The sequence below is a fragment of the Pseudomonas sp. 2(2015) genome, from assembly GCF_000955865.1.
Classification (GTDB): Bacteria; Pseudomonadota; Gammaproteobacteria; order Pseudomonadales; family Pseudomonadaceae; genus Aquipseudomonas.
Map to the genome: position 1 here is coordinate 356,590 of NZ_JYOF01000011.1, position 16,637 is coordinate 373,226.

The following is a 16,637-nucleotide window of genomic DNA, read 5'->3' on the forward strand; positions in this document are numbered from 1 at the left end:
ACTGTCGAAAAGGAGTTTCTGGTGAGCACTATCACCCTCAAGCACATCATGATCGCCGCGGTACTGCTGTTGTGTGGGCATGCCAGCCTGTCGCTGGCGCAGGACATCACCGCGGCCCAAGCCCGGGCCATCGCCAAGCAGGCCTACATCTACGGCTTCCCCCTGGTGGACCACTATCGCGTCCAGTACACCTACTTTCAGGACCGCCAGCATCCCGAGTTCAAGGCGCCCTGGAACACCCTGCACAACACGGCACGCATCTACACCCCGCAAGACAAGGCGTATCCGACCCCCAATGCCGATACCCCGTATTCCCAGCTGGGCGCGGACCTGGGCAGCGAACCGTTGGTGCTGAGCATGCCGGAGGTTGAGCAGGGGCGTTATTACTCGGCGCAGTTCGTCGATGCCTACACGCATAATTTCGGCTATGTCGGCAGTCGCACCACCGGTAATGGCGGCGGTACCTTTCTACTGGCCGGCCCCGACTGGCACGGCACAATCCCGCCTGGCATCGATCGGGTGTTGCGCTCGGAGACGCGCTTCGCCTTTGTCTTCTACCGCACCCAGTTGCGCGGCCCGGACGATCTGCCCAACGTCAAGCAGGTGCAGGCCGGTTACAAGGTCCAGCCACTCTCTGCCTACCTTGGCCAACCGGCCCCGGCCGCGGCGCCTGCAGTCGATTTCATGGTGCCGCTCAGCGCCCAGGCCGAGCGCACCGACCTGGCGTTTTTCAAGCAGTTGAACTTCGTTTTGCGCTACTGCCCGATTCATCCTTCGGAAACCGACCTGATGAAGTCGTTTGCAAAACTGGGCATCGGCCCAGGGCTAACGTTCGATGAGCAGGCCTGGCCCGAGGACATCCGCGCCGCGATGCGTGCAGGGGTCGCCGATGCCTGGCAAGACTTCGAGGCCCTCGGCCAGCAGGTTGCGCGCGGCGAAGTGGCCACCTCCAGGTTCCTCGGCAGCCGCGAGTTCCTGGGCAACAACTACCTGTACCGCATGCGTGCCAGCGTCACTGGCCTGTACGGCAATGACCGCGAAGAAACGCTCTATCCGCCGTTCTACCTGGATGCCCAGGGGCAGAAACTGGACGCTTCGCGCCACCGCTACACCTTGCGCTTCGCCCCCGGGCAACTGCCGCCGGTGAATGCCTTCTGGTCCCTGACCCTGTACGACGCCCAGCGCCTGCTGGTCGACAATCCGTTGAACCGGTACCTGATCAATTCGCCGATGCTGCCCGCCCTCAAGCGCGATGCCGATGGCGGTGTGACGCTGTACATCCAGCACCGGCAGCCGAACCCGGAGCACCTGGCCAACTGGTTACCCGCGCCAGATGGCCCGTTCTACCTGGCCGGGCGGTTGTACTGGCCCAAAGCCGAGGCACTGGACGGTCGCTGGCAGGCTCCAAAGGTTCAGCGCGTCGATTGAGCGCATTACTCGAAAACCCTGCAAAGGAGGCAATCATGTACAGGTCGATCTATCTCATCGTGCTCGGCTTAATGGCGCCGCTGTGCCTGGCCAGTGAGGCGCCGGCTGAGCGCTTGCGCGTCACCGCTGACAACTTTGTGCGCGCCGAATCCGACAGGTTCTTCAGCCTTGTGGTCGCGCGCGGCGGCTTTGGCCAGTTCGTCCATAACCGTCAACTGGTCCCGGTGGAAAGCCAGGTGGTAGTGCGCCCGAACCGCGACACGTTGTATTCGTCCGCGGTGTTCGACCTGGACGCGGGCCCGGTTACCGTTACCTTGCCCGATGCCGGCAAGCGCTACTTTTCGCTGAGCGCGATCAACGAGGATCAGTACACCCAAGGGCTGATCTACAAGGCCGGCAGCTACCATTTCAGCCGCGAATCGATTGGCACGCGCTATGTACTGCTAGGCCTGCGCACGCTGGTCGATCCGAGCTCGGCCAGCGACGTGCAGCTTGGCCACGCCCTGCAGGACCAGGTCAGGGTAGAGCAGCAGGGCGGCCCCGGTCGCTTCGAGGTTCCGCACTGGGATGCCGCCAGCCTCAATGCGCTGCGAACGAAGCTACTGTCACTGGCTGAAACCGTTACCGACTCGCGGCGCATGTTCGGCAGGGCCGAGGAGGTCGATCCGGTACGCCACCTGCTGGGCAGCGCCTCGGCCTGGGGCGGGAACCCTGAACGGGACGCTGTGTACCTCAATATCACCCCTGGACAGAATGACGGCGCGACCCCTTATGGGCTGTCCGTCAAGGAGGTTCCGGTGGGTGCCTTCTGGTCCATCAGTGTCTACAACGCCAGCGGATACTTCGAGAAAAACCCGCAAGGGTTCTACTCGCTCAACAGCCTCACGGCCAAACGTGCAGGCGACGGCAGCATCCGCGTGCAGTTTGGCAAATGTGAGGCCGGGATCAGTAACTGCCTGCCCATCAGCCCGGGCTGGAACTACATGGTCAGGCTGTACCAGCCAGGGGCCGAGATGCTGTCGGGGCGCTGGCGCTTCCCTGAGGCCGCGCCTGTCAGCATCCCCTAGCCGCGGAGCTGGGCGTTTCGCCGCCGAGCTACCGCTCAATGCTCGGCGCAAACCCCAGACACCGAGACCCGCCCGGCAGAAACCAGTAGAGTGCGCATCACTCCCTCAATTGTTGCTTGAAGCATGAACCGTCCGCTGTTTGTTTCCCTCGATGGGCCCAAGGGCACCGGCAAGACCACGCTCCTGGAGGCCGTGACCAAAGCCTTGCGCGCCGACAAGCACAAGGTGATCCGCCTGTGCGAGAAAAAAAGCGATCCCTTTCGCGGTGCAACCATGGCCCTGGTCAACCAGCTGGTGCGCAATCCCTGCCGGGATCTGGAACTGGCCGTGTGCAAGCGTCTGGCCGATAGCCGCACCTGGATATCCGCGCATGTGCTGAGCAAACAGCCCGCCGACAGCATCATTCTCATCGATCGCTGGTACCCGTCCGATGCGGCGTTTCGCCGTTTAGTGCCGTTTGCCGAGATTCTGCAGTTGAACCTGGAGCGCAAGGTGCGGGTGCCGGACCTGCATGTCGGGGTGGTCACCGACCCTGAAGTGTCGTGGGCGAGGGCCGCGGCACGCAACCGCGGGCTGAACAGCACGGTGATGCACAGGCTCGAAGAGCACGTGGCGAGTACCGAGGCGTTCGAGCGTGCGGTTGCCGATAACGGCTGGGTGCTGTGCCGCAATGAAGGCACGATCGAGGAAGCCACCCGGCAGGTGGTTTCGTCGATCTATGCAGTCCTGCACTAGCAACGGCTACTGTTCCTCGGCCAGCTCCAGCCCCTGGTCCTCGCCCAGAAAGCCGCCACTCTGGTGCTGCCACAGCCGTGCATAGGTGCCGTTGCGCCCGAGCAGTTCGGCGTGGGTGCCTTGCTCGATGATGCGCCCCTCGTCCATGACGATCAGCCGGTCCATGGCCGCGATGGTCGAGAGCCGGTGGGCGATGGCGATGACGGTCTTGCCTTGCATCATTTCGCCAAGGCTTTCCTGAATCGCCACTTCCACTTCCGAATCCAGCGCGCTGGTGGCCTCGTCGAGCAGCAGGATCGGCGCGTTCTTGAGCATCACCCGGGCGATGGCAATGCGTTGGCGCTGGCCGCCCGAGAGCTTGATACCGCGCTCACCGACCAGGGTGTCGTAGCCGCTATGGCCCTGCTTGTCGCTCAGCTGGCTGATAAAGCCATCGGCCTGGGCGTGGTAGGCGGCCGCGCGGATTTGCGCATCAGTGGCATCCGGGCGGCCATAGGCGATGTTGTCGCGGATGGAGCGGTGCAGCAGGGAAGTATCCTGGGTGACCATGCCGATGGCGCTGCGCAGGCTGTCCTGGGTGACCTCGGCGATGTTCTGGCCGTCGATGCGGATCACCCCCTTGTCGACGTCGTAGAAGCGCAACAGCAGGTTGATCAACGTTGACTTGCCGGCGCCGGAGCGGCCCACCAGGCCGACCTTTTCGCCGGCGCGGATGTTCAGGTTGAGGCCATCGAGCACCTGGCGCTCGCCGTTGTAGTTGAAGCTGACATTGTCAAAACTCACCGCGCCGCCGCGGGTCTGCAGCACGCCGGCGTTCGGCGCATCCTGCACCTTGGGGCCGCGGGTGAGGGTGGCCATGCCGTCCTGCACGGTGCCGATGTTCTCGAACAGCGCGGTCATTTGCCACATGATCCAGTGCGACATGCCATTGATGCGCAGGGCCATGGCGGTAATCGCCGCCACCGCGCCGGTGCCGACGTCACCCTGGTGCCACAACCACAGGGCGTAGCCGCCGGCGCCGATGATCAAGGCCACCACCAGCGCCTGGTTGACGATCTCGAACTGGCTGACCAGGCGCATCTGGCGAAAGCCGGTCTGCTTGAAATCTTCCATCGCCGCGCGGGCGAAGTGCGCTTCACGCTTGGAGTGGGAAAACAGCTTGACCGTGGTGATGTTGGTGTAAGCGTCGGAGATACGCCCGGTCATTGAAGAGCGGGCATGGGCCTGCTCCTGCCCGACCTTGCCCAGGCGCGGCACGAAGTACAGCATGGCCAGGCCGAACAACGCCACCCAGGCAATAAAAGGCAGCATCAGCTTGAGGGCGAAGCCACCGGCCAGGGCGATGATGGCGATGAAGTACACGCCGATGCCGGGGATGATCTCGATCAGGGTGAACAGCACCTCGCGCACGGCGAGGGCGGTCTGCATCACCTTGGTGGTCACCCGCCCGGAGAACTCATCGGAAAAGAACGACAGGCTCTGGCGCAACATCAGCCGGTGGAAGTCCCAGCGCAGGCGCAGCGGCAGGTTGATCGCCAGTACCTGGTGCTGGACCATGGTGCGCAGCGCCACCAGGCCGATGCTGGTCAACAGCACGATACCGATGCCCCACAGCACGCGCCGCTCCTCGCCGTCGGTAGCGCCACCGGCCTGCCAGGTCGAGAGCAGGTCGACCACCTGGCCGAGAAAGGCGAACAACCAGGCTTCGTAGATCGACACACTGGCACTGAGCAGCGCAAGCGCAAGCACATAGCCGCGCGCACCACGGGTGCAGGCCCACAGAAAGCGCAACAGGCCCACCGGTGGCGGTGGTACTTCGTCGGGCGGGAAGGGGTCGAGGCGGCGTTCAAAGATCTGCAGCATGATGGCTTCCGAAAACGTGTAGCCCTGTAGTCTAGCCGGACGATGACGTCAGTGGGCATCGACCTATCCTGTGCCGATGCCTCCCCACCCCCAGGAGTACCACTGATGGCCCTTACTTTGGACGACCTTGTCGAGATCGAGCACATCAAGCAGCTCAAGTACCGTTACTTTCTTGCGGTTGATCGCCATGACTGGGCGGCACTGGAGGGGTGCCTTGCCGAAGACCTGACCACCGCCCTGGACGGCGGCAAATACAGCTTCGACAGCCGGGCAGCCTTTATTGACGGGCTCAAGGCGATACTCGACCGGCCGACGTTCCTGTGCAAACACCACGGGCACCATCCGCAGATCGAAATGCTCTCGGCCGACACCGCGCGCGGCAGCTGGTACCTGGAAGATCACGCCATCGACCTTGAGGGCGACTGGCTGCTGCACGGCACGGCGCTGTACCAGGATGACTACGTCAAGCGTGACGGGCGCTGGTTGATCGTTGCCACAGGCTACCAGCGCCTGTTTGAAACCGTGACCTCACCGATACCTGCACAGTTCAAGGTCACGGCCAACCTGTTTGACCGGCCCTAGAGGCGATATTGACTGGTGGGCAGCACGTCGATCTTGTCGAAATCGATAAAGCGCGCGCAGCTGTCCATCATGATTGCCAGGTTGCGCTGGAACTTTGCCTCGTCGCCGACCGCGTCGAAGAAGGCTTGAGGGTCGGTCATCGCCGCCGGCGGGAAGCACTCTTCGACGATGGCGTCGATCGGCGGGGCGCCGTGGGTCAGCACCTGCACCACCAGGTTCTGCACGTACTGGAAGTTGTCCTGGGTGTCGATGGCCACTGCCGTGTGGTGGTTGCGCCAGATGTCCAGCCAGGCCTGCGGGGTCAGGCGAGGAGGGCGGGTCAGCAGGGCTACTTGCGCAAAACCGTAGGTTCGCTCGCCCGGCGCGCAAGCAAAGCGTGTGTTGCCGATAGCCTCGGACTCGCACACCAGATAGGCCGCCATACGCGCGGTTGCGGCCATGATCAGCCGGTCGAACGGCTGCCTGGCACTGGCGTTGGCGCTGTCCAGCCACAGCGACAGGCAGGCGTGCGGCAGCGGCCGGTTGTTCTCCTGGCGCAAGCCTGCCGCAGCGTCGACGTCGCTGTCGGCCAGGTTGAGTTGCAGCCTTTGCGCACCCAGCGCCTGCAGTTGCGCGGCAACTTCGCAGCGCAGTTGCCGGGCAAAGGTTTCGCGCGGGGTCTGGGTGTCGCGCCAGAGCAGGTAGATGACTTTTTCCATGGCGATCAAGGTCCTTCGCAGTTGGTCAATGAGCGGGCGGGGTATCGACCCAAAGCCATACTGGGGGCAACGCGACACCATGGAATCCTCCGAACAGACTAGCGTTCAATCGCTTTGCCACAGCTAGTCCCAACGGACGATCAGCACTCGCCTGCGGCTCGATAGACTCAAGCCACACCCACTTGTGAGGTCAGCCGAATGAGCCTGGAACACCGCATTGCCCGCCTGGAGGCGCTTGACGCCATTCGCCAGCTCAAGCACCGCTATTTCAACGCCTGCGACCTCAAGCAGGTGGAGGTCATCCGCGACTGCTTTGCCGAAGGCGAGATCCTCATCGACTACGGCCCGGTGGGGACGTTTCGCGATCGCGACAGTTTCGTCGCGCTCTATCAGCAACTGGCATGCAACGCGCAGGTGATCGACCTGCATCACGGCGCCAACCCGGAAATACACCTGACCGGTGACGACCAGGCCCAGGGCCGCTGGGCCCTGTACTACTTCAACCTGGATGGTGAGAGCGGCGCCACGCGGCAACTGGGTGGCATTTACCAGGATCGTTACCGGCGCATCGGCGGGCAGTGGAAGATGATCGAGACCTGCTTCAGCGCTCATTCGCGGGTAGAGGGCTAGTCAAGCGCCTGGAGGCGTGAATGCGGTATTTGCTTTAAATGTAAAGTATTCGCATTTATACTGCGCGGCCACGCCTCCCTTGGCATTCCCTTCGCGCAGGTCATCGTGCAGGTCGAGCCCAGCAAACCCACACTCCTGGCAACCTTGGTCCGTCATTATGACGAGCTGGTGGACCATGTGCGCCGACGTTTTGGCGAGCGGGTGTTCGCCCGTGAAGTGGTGCATGACCTGTGCCTGCAGTTGCTGGAAAAGGACGAAAAACAGGACGTGCGCACGCCGGTGGCGTTGTTGCGCAAGATCGCCCACGATCTCGCGGTTAGCCGCTACCGTAGCGAACGCCGTCGCCAGGGCTGGATAATCGGCGTTGATGCCTTGCCTGAGGTCGCCAGTGGCGCCCCAAGCCAGGAGCGCCAACTTGACGCTGAACGCACCCTGGCGCTGCTGACCGATGCGATTGCCAACTTGCCGGCGCGCTGCCAGGCGGTGTTCGTCATGCACAAACTGCACGAACTGCCGCAAGCGCAAGTGGCCGAACGCCTGGGCATTTCGCTCAAAACCGTAGAAAAACACCTGCGCCTGGGCATGAACGCGTGCCGCAAACACCTGGCCTCGGAGCTGCTGCCATGAGCCGCAAGCCCCAGGACTACCGCGAAGAAGACGAAGCCCTTGCGCGTTTTCGCGAGGAGCTCAAGCAGCGATTCCCGCTGCCGGCGCCAACACCCGCCAAGCGCAAGCGCACCACCGGCAAAACCCTGGGGCTGGTTGGGCTGGCCCTGGCGGCGGGCGCGCTGTGGCTGGACCCTGCGTATCAAACTCAACATATCGCCAGCCAGGTCGGCCAGCGCCAGGCCCTGCAACTGGCCGACGGCAGCCAGGTGCTGCTCGACAGCGACAGCGAGCTGACCATCAGCTGGCACCTGCGCACCCGTCAGGTCGAGCTGCAACGGGGCCAGGCGCTGTTCCAGGTGTCGCCGAGGGTCTACCGGCCGTTTCTGGTCGATGCCGGCGGGGCAGGGGTGCGGGTGGTCGGCACCCGCTTCAACGTCAACCGCAACGGGCAAGACGTGCAGGTGACCGTGGCCGAAGGCAAGGTCGCGGTGCGCGGGCGTGCGACCGAGGCGGTGACGTTGCTCGAACCTGGCCAGCAACTGCGCGTACGCGATGGCGTCGCGGGCCAGATGACCCGGGTCAGCGCCGATGATGTCACGGCCTGGAAAGACAACCGCCTGGTGTTCGCCAGCACGCCGCTGGCCGAGGTCATCGCCACGCTGCAGCGCTATCACCGCCAGCCGATCAGGCTGATCGACCCGGGCATGGCCCGCTTGCCGGTATCCGGGGTGTTCGACAGCGCGCATGTCGAGCGTCTGCTGGCGCTGTTGCCGGCGATCCTGCCGGTCAGCGTTGCAACCGCGGCCGATGGTGCGGTGCTGATCAAATCCCGCGACACGAAAAAATAATCTGCGCCAGAGGTAGGGTTGCGCGGCGGTGCTGACGGCTATCTCTCTGCAACCTTACTTTGTGGAGCCTAAAAACGTGAGTCAGCCCTTCCTGCGTGCGCCTGTGCGCCTGTCTTTGCTGGCCAGCGGCCTGCTGCTGAGCCAGTGGTCGCTGGCGCAATCGGCACCGGTCGATTTCGATGTGCCCGCCAGCTCGCTGGAAACATCCCTGAACGCCGTTGCCCGCCAATCCTCGGCGCAGATCCTCTTTGCCAGCGACATGAACGGCCGGAGACATCACCGATCCAGAGTTCCCCGAGTGGCAGTTGAACTATCAGTACCGCAAGGAAGATGGCGTGAGTTACGAAGGCAATCATTACGTGTGCCTGCAAGAGCACGTATCAAACTCAGGCTGGACACCACCAGAGGCGTTTACGCTGTGGGCGAAGGTGGCGATCAAAAGGCGCGCTTAGGGGGGGAATGCGAAGCCCGGCGGTGATGCCGGGCTTTCTTTCATAGTACTCGATTTAACATAATATACATTATGCGTAGTCATCTATAGCAGCCCACGGGCAGTGCCAGGCCAGATTTCAACCCAGGCACCACCCGTTTTCAGCCTTACACCGTTACTTGCCGTGCAGCGCTTCACTCACCGCATTCACAAACAGCGCCTGCTCGTCATACAGCGCGCTCGGCGTCTCTGCGTTCTGCCAGGTCGACCACTGCACCATGACCAGTTTCTCCGCCGGGTTGATTGCAATGGTCTGGCCGTAAATCCCAAGCGCCCAGAACGTTTGTTCGCTGGTGGCGGTTTTCTTGGGTTCGGCATTGGCATCAGGTGCCGGCGCCGAGTACCACCATTGATAGCCGTACTGTCCGTTCGGTGCCGATGGCGTGACCGAGCCTTTGGCTGTCGTCCAGTGTGTCGAACGTGCAATCCAGTCATCCGGCAGAATCTTCTCGCCCGATGGTAACTGACCGCCGCTGAGCACAAACTGGCCAAAGCGGCCCCAGTCACGCAACGCTGCGTTGAAGCCGTGGCCGCCCATGTCGACTTTGTCTTTGACCAAGGCATGCCAGACGCCATCCTGCTGCATGCCGTAGCGGCTCCAGATTCGACTTTCGAGGTATTTGGCCAGGGTCATGCCGGTGGCGTTTTCCAGCACGCGGCCCACCAGCCAGGCGCCGCCGGTGTTGTAGGACCAGACTTCGCCCGGTTTGACCCCGGGTTTGCGTTTCACCGATTTGACCAGGTTGAGCACGCAGTCATATGGCGCAGGCTTGGCTTCGCACTGGGTCATGTGGGAGAAATCGGAGTCAGGTGATGCGTAGTTTTCATCCCAGACCACGCCCGAGGTGTGCTGCAGCAATTGGTGCAAGGTCACCTCTTGCCAGGCCGTGCCTTTGAGTTCAGGGATGTACCGGGTGATCTTGTCGTCAACCGAGTTGATCTTGCCTTCCTTTATAGCCACGCCCACCAGCACGCTGACGACTGATTTGGCCACTGAGCGCGAGGTCCACAGGGTGTTTTCGCTGTTGCCCTTGCCGTAGTACTCGTAGGCAATCTTGCCGTCCTTGAGGATCAACAGGCCGGTGACGCTCTGGTTGGCGATGTAGTTATCGATGCTGTAATGCTTGCCTTTCATTGCATAGTCAATGGCTGGCAATGGGCTGCTGGCCGGCATTAATGGCGATGGTTTGGCGCCCTGGGTGCTGAATACATCGCCTTCGTACAGGCGGTAGGTATTACGAAAACCCACTACCCGTGTGGCCTGGTCCCAGGTCAGCATGTTGTGCGGGTCGGGCAGCGTTTTATCAAAGGGTTGCGGGCAAACGCTGAGCCCTGGAACGCCACAGTGTACGCCTTGGTCGCTAGCCAGGCTGATACCGCTATGGGTCAAGCCCAGTGCGGCAATGCTCAATGCCAACAGCGAAAAAACCTGGGTGGATTGTTTTTTTATTGTTCTGCGTAACATCGGTACTTCCTCGACATCCAGTGAAATTGCGCCAGTCGATTTCGAGCTTATCAACTTGCCGGAGCGATAAAAGAACAATAAAGTCCGGGTCGATATTACAAAAACTAACAACAGTGAACGCCATGCCCAGCGACCGTCTGCCTCCGCTCAATGCTATTCGTGCCTTCGAGGCGGCTGCGCGCCTGGGCAGTTACGTAGCCGCTTCGCGGGCGCTGCACGTGACCCAGCCGGCCATTGGCCGCCACGTGAAAAACCTTGAGGACTGGCTGGGCGTGCAACTGCTCGAGCGTACGCCCCGCGGCGTTACGCTGACCGCGGCCGGGCTTGAGTTTCACCGGGCCGCGACCCAGGCCCTGAAGATTCTGGCCGATGCCGGCTCGCGGGTTGCAAGTCGCCAGCAGGAGCGCTGGCTGCGCATTCTGTGCGTGCCGGCGTTCGCTTCGCGTTGGTTGACGCCGCATGTCGAGGCAGTGCGCAGCCTGCGCCCGGGCCTGAAGCTGGCCATCGAACCCAATGCCTCGTTCACTTCGGTTGACGCCCGCCAGGCTGACCTGGGCATCGGTTTTGGCCTGCCGGGTGAGCATTCAGGGGTGTTTCTGAGGATGATCAAACCGCCGGTTTTCCCGGTCTGTTCGCCGACGTATCTGGCAAAATTGCCGAATAAAGCCCTGCAGGTGCAGGACTTGCCGAACTGCGAGCTGATTCACGTCGACGACGGCACCTGGTGGAACAGCTGGTTTGCGGCGCAACAGTTACCGCTCAAGGTCAGGTCGAATACCTCGCACATGAGCAACGACATTGCCTTGAACCTGGCCCGGCGTGGGCATGGGATTGCCCTGGCCACCGAAGTGCTGGTCAAGCATGAACTGGCAGACGGCTCGCTGGTGCGCTGTACCGATGCGCAAGTTGCACTTGAAAGCTATCAAGTGCTGACACCGCAACAGCCGTTGTCAGACGATGCCCGCTGGTTTATCCAATGGTTGAACCAGGCCTTGCGCGAGGAGTTTCCACAGGCGGCGATAAGCACGCTTGAGTCTAGGGGGGCATGACTGCCCCGCTCTTTTTATAGCGCAAAAATATAACTCAACTAAATGACTAATATTGGTACCATGTGAAAATGTACTAAGTGGGTGGAGGTGAGCGTTCTGGTGGACGGAAAGCGCCTAGGGACCTGCTGATAAGGCTATCTGCTGTGAGGCTATCGAACCCGGCCCCCCCCCCCTGCTTTTCTAACACACGAAAAAGAACGCTGGACTGCTCGGAACCCGGTCAGCGTGGCTCCATCCGTAGCCCCACGCCTCTGCCTTTGGACCCGATGGCCAGGCTAGGCGCTTACTAAAGCTCATGCACTAAGAGCGGCAAAAGCAGCGTTAAAATTAGTTTTCATTGGTGACATTTCAATCAGTTTTCATAGTATATGCCTCGTTAATTAAGCCTTCCAAAACAGCTGACAGCCACATCTGAAACTTGCTAAGTTCTACGTCATGCCCATTCGCATTGGACGCTGCATAGATGGTCCTTGCATTTGCTAGTTGCGTGACGTTCAGCTCATACTCATCCGAAAATAGTCGTCCGGAAATAGTTCGGTATGCATAACCACTCAGCTCGTCATCCTGACGGATAATCGTGGCTGTTTGAAAATCTAGTATAGCTTCGAGTTCCCAACGGTTAGTCTTTGTCATACACGGAGGAACCGCCATTTGCAGACCAACAACAGCAAGCGTTGCCGAAGGGTCATCTAGCTCATGGAGGAAGCCGAGGACGTTCTGTCCATTTTTTAATATTTGAACGCCGAGCACCTCGTCGTGCGCGTATAGATTCAGCACGCACGCGACAAAAAAAGGTGTGCATGGGTCAGCATCCAGAACCTCGGAGAATGTGTCGAGGGTTACACGTAGCCCGGCCATAGTATGCCTCCTTGAGAAATGAACACTATAGATTGTAGCCCTATAGGGCTCAACAAGGCTTCATCCTTCCTTTTGTGGATAAGAAACGCAAATGGAACTCAAGCAAGCCCTCGCCCAAGCGCTGCGTAGCATCCGAACCAGCCGCGGGTTCACCCAAGAAGATCTGGGAGAAGTCAGTAGCCGTACCTACGTAAGCACCCTTGAGCGAGGCCTTAAAAGCCCTACCCTTGAGAAACTGGTGGAGCTCGCAGTTCGCATGGACGTTCACCCTCTCAGCCTACTCACTGAGGTCTTTCTGCTAACAGGAAAGGAAACAGATATTGAGGTGCTCTTCGCCCGGGTGCGCAAAGACCTGGGACAGTCTTGAAGATTGATCCTGGATAGGGTTCCGCGCCCATGTAATATCCGATAACGGCTAGACCTGGATATTGCACTGCAAGCCATTTCGAGGCATCCTCACCGGTCGCCTACGATCGGTACCGTGAAAATATGAGATTGGCTCCCATCCCCTTGTTCGACACCTTCTCCCGGTTCACTGAACTCAATTTCTTAGGGATTAGCGCGGAACGTCCTGTAGTCCTTGACTATCTAAGACAATTCGCGCCGGAGCGCGGTGCTATAGACAGCTACCTCATTGTTCGAAGCTTCTTGAAATCTTACGCTGGCAACGAATCCACTTTTATTTCGTTTCGCACTCATGCGGAGCGACTTTTATTATGGTCTCTACTTTTAGCCCAAAAACCAATAATAGATCTCAGGCGCTCGGACGCTGAGAAATTTATGGAATTTTGCTTACAACCCCCTGCTTCTTGGGTCGGCCCAGTCGTGAAGTCGAGGTTTGTAAGGCTTGGGGGAAGGAAACGTCTTGATTCGGATGAGTATGTGATAAATGATAAATGGCGTCCGTTTAGTAACACTATTCCCAAACGCGAGCGGAAAATTTCTTCCGAAAATTCCGCAGATCTACGCGACCGCCCCTACCAAATGGCGCAAGGTTCTGTAGCCCAAGTATTCGCGGTATGTGGCAGTTTTTTTCAGCACGCTATGGATGAAGGATTTACTGAGTCCAACCCATTTCGAGCCATCAAGCAGAAGTCGGTATATAAGCAGCGTAATACTCTGGATGCTAGTGCTCGTTCGCTTTCGGAGCTACAGTGGAGCTTTGTTATAGATTGTGCCGAGCAGATGGCCGCTGAAGATTTAGCTCATGAACGCACCCTTTTTATAGTTGCGACAGTCTTTTCGATGTACTTGCGCGTGTCTGACTTAGTCGGTCGCGAAAACTGGCGTCCTACAATGGGTGACTTTCGCAGAGATTCTTTAGGTAATTGGTGGTTTCATGTCGTAGGGAAAGGCAATAAGGCTGCAAAAATTAGTGTCCGCGATGACTATATAAGCGACTACTTGATTCGCTACCGCAAATATTTAGGACTGCCTCCCCTGCCCTCTGCTCAGGAAAAGACACCGGTGATTAGCACCCTCAAAGGTCGAGGCGGCTTGTCAGATCGGCACATCCGAAAATTAATTCAGGATGTATTTGACCGAGCTTTGCAGCGGATGCAGAACGAGGCGTGGACTGATGATGAAATCGATGCTCTTCGTTCGGCCTCACTCCATTGGCTTCGACACACATCAGCTACTTTCGATGCGCCATACAGAGACATGAAAGATCTGCAGGCCGACCTAAGACATAACAGCTTAAGTACTACACAGAATATCTACTACAATAGTTTAGATGAGCAGCGAGCTTTTTCAGCTAAACGCCTCAAGGTGCGTAAATGACTACTCATTGCCAATAAAACTCGCGTGCGAATGTTTCGTTTTCCGGGCTTATGGCTTTTGTTCAAAATAAATAGAGTTCGAACTTGACGCAAATCACGCACTCATGAACTCTGAGCTTCTATACGTAATTCCAGTTGGTGGATACGTTTGTACGTTTCATAAAGCGAAATCATGGTGCCCTGCGCCATGACCTCCAATGGAGACCGACCATCAAAAAAAGCATTATTGTTACGCGATCCTGGAAATCCGCAAACGTTAGCGGGATTGTCGAATACGCTGCGCAGTGAGGCATGGATATTAAGTACGAGGCTGATCCGCTGTTGTTGATCTTGATCCAGCTTTCGCGGAGATGCCGGCGCTCGCACTGCTCGCCGGTAAGTTGCGGAAGAGATCCGCAGAATTGAGCAGATTTGAGTAATCGTCGCCTGCCAACCATGCAAAATGTGCAAGGCCACCTTCAAGCCCACTGCAGTCTTGATAGACGAAAGCGCTGGTTGTTTTGGTATTTGCATTGGCTCCACCTTCCGATTGTTCTCTCAAGGCACATCTGTAGTGATGTTTCAGCTTCCGATCTAAGAGAGACCGTCCGCCACGATCTCTAAACAGCATTAATTGACATCTCTTTTGGGCGCTTACCTCACTGAAATTGTTAGCTGCTCGAACGGTAGTGGCAAGTATCATGGCAACCTAATCGCCGGTTCGGCCCGCCTATAGCGTAGAGGCGTTGCCTGCTACGGTAGCTAGGAAGCAGACCGGACTAGACCTCCATATGAGCTTTTTGGACTACTGACTGCTCAGAGGAACGGTCGAAACGAGCGCAATCAGTGGCTCGTGGTCGGCAGTCGACCATGTTTGGTCTTGTATATCACTCAGCGCGCGCTGCGTTAAAACCGGTCGAAAGGCTTGTGCTGTTTGGTCATAGATTGACACGTAGCCCCCCCCTCAATCGCACGAGAAATCTGGCGGTGCCAATAGAATCTACCACCTCCAGATACGTCTCCTTCCGTAAGAAAAATGTCGTAGTGCTGCGCAATGTATCCAAAGAGCACCTTCTGCGAGATATCGCGAAGCGCCAAGGAGTGACGATGGCTTGCCGATCGCCAAACCCGATAGTACGCTGTGTTTCTATTAGTGGGTTGCGGACTGAGCGCTAGCGTGACCTTGATGTAGTACGCGACTGATGATTGGGCATCGTCGACCAGTGCGATCTCGAACTCATCGCCGTCAATCGAATTCAAATGACGGTCAACACGGATCAATCGGTATCCAGTCTCAGCGCTATACTCCAGCTGCTCACCAATCACACGCATCCCGTCGGCTCCCGTAAGAGCGGTATAAAGCGCGGCATTGTCTGCCGTGCGAGTTAGTCGCTCCGAGAGCACATCGGAAAGAACAGCCGAAAGAGTCATGGCGGGATCTCTGAGAAAACTAGTGTCCAGTAATCAACAACGTTATCGGATGCTCAAAGGCTCTACAAGCGCGCGCGACGAGCAGAGCACTGGGGCTTCTATACAGTGTTCCGTGCGACTTAGGTACATGGCGTCGCGTCAATCGGCAGAGCATTTGGCCGTCGAAGCGCTCGGGCTGATTGTCGACAGTGGCGAGGTTCAGACATGACGGGAAAGGGGCGAGCCCTTCGGTCAAACGTCAAGAGCACCGCTGTGCAAGGCGTTCAGCATGCGCGCGGCGTCAGCGCCTCCCTCGTCCAGCAGGCATAGCGGAATTCCGTTCAAGGTGGGTTGCGAATCGGCCAGCCCCTCGCCTATCAAGGCCAGCGGGCACGCAATTTCCATCTGCAACGACCGCAAGCGCTTAGCCAAGGTGGGGCTCACCGGCGCCTTGACTTTTATCACCAGTGCCGCAGGCTGCATGGCCGCACACACGATGGGGAGCTCTTCAAGTGGCTGCCCGCAACCGAGCACGTCGATACGGTGTAACTCGCTGCTCAAGAGTAGCCCGGCGCACAACACACTGAGTTCGGCTTGCCCCTCGCTACCGGCTAGCAAAACCTGCGGCGCATCGACCTGGTTCACCTGCAGACGCAACAGCAAGCGGGCGCGCAGGAACGTGTCGAGAAACAACCACTGGCTACGCTGGCCTGGCGCTGTACCTGAAGCCAGATCATGCCAAACCGGCATCAGCACTTCACGCAGCACGGTGGCCTTCGGCAAGAGAGTGAACAACTGACCATGGATCCCCTCCAGTGCCGGCCCATCGAATGCCTTGGTTGCGCGCACCACGGCCGCGCGCCAATCGTTAAAGGCCGAATGCTGCTGCGCAGACGCCTCAGGCTGCGCCGCGAGCAGATCGCCGACCTTACTGACGGACAGGCCGTTTGCCGTCCAGCGCAAGATGTCGCGTATGCGCTGGACATCACCCACCGTGTACAGGCGATGGCCGCCCTCGGTGCGCTGCGGACGTAGCAACCCATGGCGCCGCTCCCAGGCACGTAGGGTCACCGGGTTGATGCCGGTCATGCTGACGACATCGCGCATAGGTAGCAAATTGGGTGGGGTGGCGTCAGTCATAACGA

Annotated in this window: 17 protein-coding genes and 1 pseudogene; 11 read left to right on the forward strand and 7 right to left on the reverse strand. The window is 59.2% G+C overall.

What is annotated here, in order from left to right; all coding sequences use genetic code 11:
- Nucleotides 1–21 precede the first annotated feature (21 nt).
- From UB48_RS16595 to UB48_RS16605, 3 genes are all read left to right on the forward strand, one after another.
- Nucleotides 22–1,428: a DUF1254 domain-containing protein gene (locus tag UB48_RS16595; protein WP_082075462.1), complete on the forward strand. Its 1,407-nt coding sequence runs from the start codon at nt 22–24 to the stop codon at nt 1,426–1,428.
- A gap of 35 nt (nt 1,429–1,463) precedes the next feature.
- Nucleotides 1,464–2,495: a DUF1254 domain-containing protein gene (locus UB48_RS16600; protein WP_082075463.1), complete on the forward strand. Its 1,032-nt coding sequence runs from the start codon at nt 1,464–1,466 to the stop codon at nt 2,493–2,495.
- Between the two features lie 123 nt (nt 2,496–2,618).
- Entirely contained in the window at nt 2,619–3,230 is a 612-nt protein-coding gene (locus UB48_RS16605; RefSeq protein WP_045198974.1) for a dTMP kinase, read from the forward strand.
- 6 nt (nt 3,231–3,236) lie between these two features.
- Here the strand turns inward: UB48_RS16605 and UB48_RS16610 are convergent, their stop codons facing one another.
- Nucleotides 3,237–5,093, reverse strand: a complete 1,857-nt coding sequence (locus UB48_RS16610) for an ABC transporter ATP-binding protein (protein ID WP_045198976.1) — start codon at nt 5,091–5,093, stop codon at nt 3,237–3,239.
- A 105-nt stretch (nt 5,094–5,198) separates the two neighbouring features.
- On the opposite strand from UB48_RS16610, the gene UB48_RS16615 reads away from it, so the two are divergent.
- Entirely contained in the window at nt 5,199–5,675 is a 477-nt protein-coding gene (locus tag UB48_RS16615; protein ID WP_082075464.1) for a nuclear transport factor 2 family protein, read from the forward strand.
- Here UB48_RS16615 and UB48_RS16620 read toward each other — a convergent pair.
- Entirely contained in the window at nt 5,672–6,373 is a 702-nt protein-coding gene (locus UB48_RS16620; RefSeq protein ID WP_045198977.1) for an EthD domain-containing protein, read from the reverse strand. The two genes, UB48_RS16615 and UB48_RS16620, sit on opposite strands and share 4 nt — an antisense overlap.
- A gap of 198 nt (nt 6,374–6,571) precedes the next feature.
- Here UB48_RS16620 and UB48_RS16625 point away from each other — a divergent pair, with 198 nt between their 5' ends.
- The 4 genes and pseudogenes from UB48_RS16625 to UB48_RS28220 form a co-directional block, all read left to right on the forward strand.
- Nucleotides 6,572–7,003: a nuclear transport factor 2 family protein gene (locus UB48_RS16625; protein WP_045198979.1), complete on the forward strand. Its 432-nt coding sequence runs from the start codon at nt 6,572–6,574 to the stop codon at nt 7,001–7,003.
- A gap of 105 nt (nt 7,004–7,108) precedes the next feature.
- On the forward strand, nt 7,109–7,630 hold the full coding sequence (locus tag UB48_RS16630; RefSeq protein WP_045198980.1) for an RNA polymerase sigma factor: 522 nt from the start codon (nt 7,109–7,111) through the stop codon (nt 7,628–7,630).
- Nucleotides 7,627–8,460, forward strand: coding sequence for a FecR family protein (locus UB48_RS16635; protein ID WP_045198982.1), 834 nt, complete (start codon nt 7,627–7,629; stop codon nt 8,458–8,460). The genes UB48_RS16630 and UB48_RS16635 overlap by 4 nt, the downstream gene beginning before the upstream one ends.
- A 263-nt stretch (nt 8,461–8,723) precedes the next feature.
- Nucleotides 8,724–8,912 (forward strand): annotated as a pseudogene (locus tag UB48_RS28220) (carbohydrate-binding protein); the annotation flags it as partial.
- A gap of 153 nt (nt 8,913–9,065) precedes the next feature.
- On the opposite strand, the gene UB48_RS16640 reads toward UB48_RS28220, so the two are convergent.
- Complete coding sequence (locus UB48_RS16640; protein WP_052676535.1) at nt 9,066–10,415, reverse strand: serine hydrolase; 1,350 nt, start codon at nt 10,413–10,415, stop codon at nt 9,066–9,068.
- Nucleotides 10,416–10,537: 122 nt separating this feature from the next.
- Between UB48_RS16640 and UB48_RS16645 the strand changes: the two genes are divergently transcribed.
- Entirely contained in the window at nt 10,538–11,464 is a 927-nt protein-coding gene (locus UB48_RS16645; protein ID WP_045198985.1) for a LysR substrate-binding domain-containing protein, read from the forward strand.
- 348 nt (nt 11,465–11,812) lie between these two features.
- Here UB48_RS16645 and UB48_RS16650 read toward each other — a convergent pair whose 3' ends face one another.
- Nucleotides 11,813–12,322 carry a hypothetical protein gene (locus UB48_RS16650; RefSeq protein ID WP_045198987.1) on the reverse strand — a complete coding sequence of 170 codons (510 nt, stop codon included), beginning with the start codon at nt 12,320–12,322 and terminating at the stop codon, nt 11,813–11,815.
- 91 nt (nt 12,323–12,413) lie between these two features.
- Between UB48_RS16650 and UB48_RS16655 the strand changes: the two genes are divergently transcribed.
- The gene (locus tag UB48_RS16655) at nt 12,414–12,689 is read left to right on the forward strand and encodes a helix-turn-helix domain-containing protein (RefSeq protein ID WP_045198989.1); all 276 of its coding nucleotides are present in this window, start codon (nt 12,414–12,416) and stop codon (nt 12,687–12,689) included.
- 122 nt (nt 12,690–12,811) lie between these two features.
- Nucleotides 12,812–14,104 (forward strand): site-specific integrase, encoded by a 1,293-nt coding sequence (locus tag UB48_RS27355; protein WP_177329169.1) that lies wholly within the window; start codon nt 12,812–12,814, stop codon nt 14,102–14,104.
- 101 nt (nt 14,105–14,205) lie between these two features.
- Here UB48_RS27355 and UB48_RS27360 read toward each other — a convergent pair whose 3' ends face one another.
- From UB48_RS27360 to UB48_RS16665, 3 genes are all read right to left on the reverse strand, one after another.
- On the reverse strand, nt 14,206–14,616 hold the full coding sequence (locus tag UB48_RS27360; RefSeq protein ID WP_082075465.1) for an antitoxin Xre-like helix-turn-helix domain-containing protein: 411 nt from the start codon (nt 14,614–14,616) through the stop codon (nt 14,206–14,208).
- A 372-nt stretch (nt 14,617–14,988) separates the two neighbouring features.
- Nucleotides 14,989–15,513, reverse strand: coding sequence for a hypothetical protein (locus UB48_RS16660; RefSeq protein ID WP_045198990.1), 525 nt, complete (start codon nt 15,511–15,513; stop codon nt 14,989–14,991).
- Between the two features lie 231 nt (nt 15,514–15,744).
- A complete protein-coding gene (locus UB48_RS16665) occupies nt 15,745–16,632 on the reverse strand; it encodes a MerR family transcriptional regulator (RefSeq protein ID WP_045198992.1) in 888 nt (295 codons plus the stop codon).
- Nucleotides 16,633–16,637 lie beyond the last annotated feature (5 nt).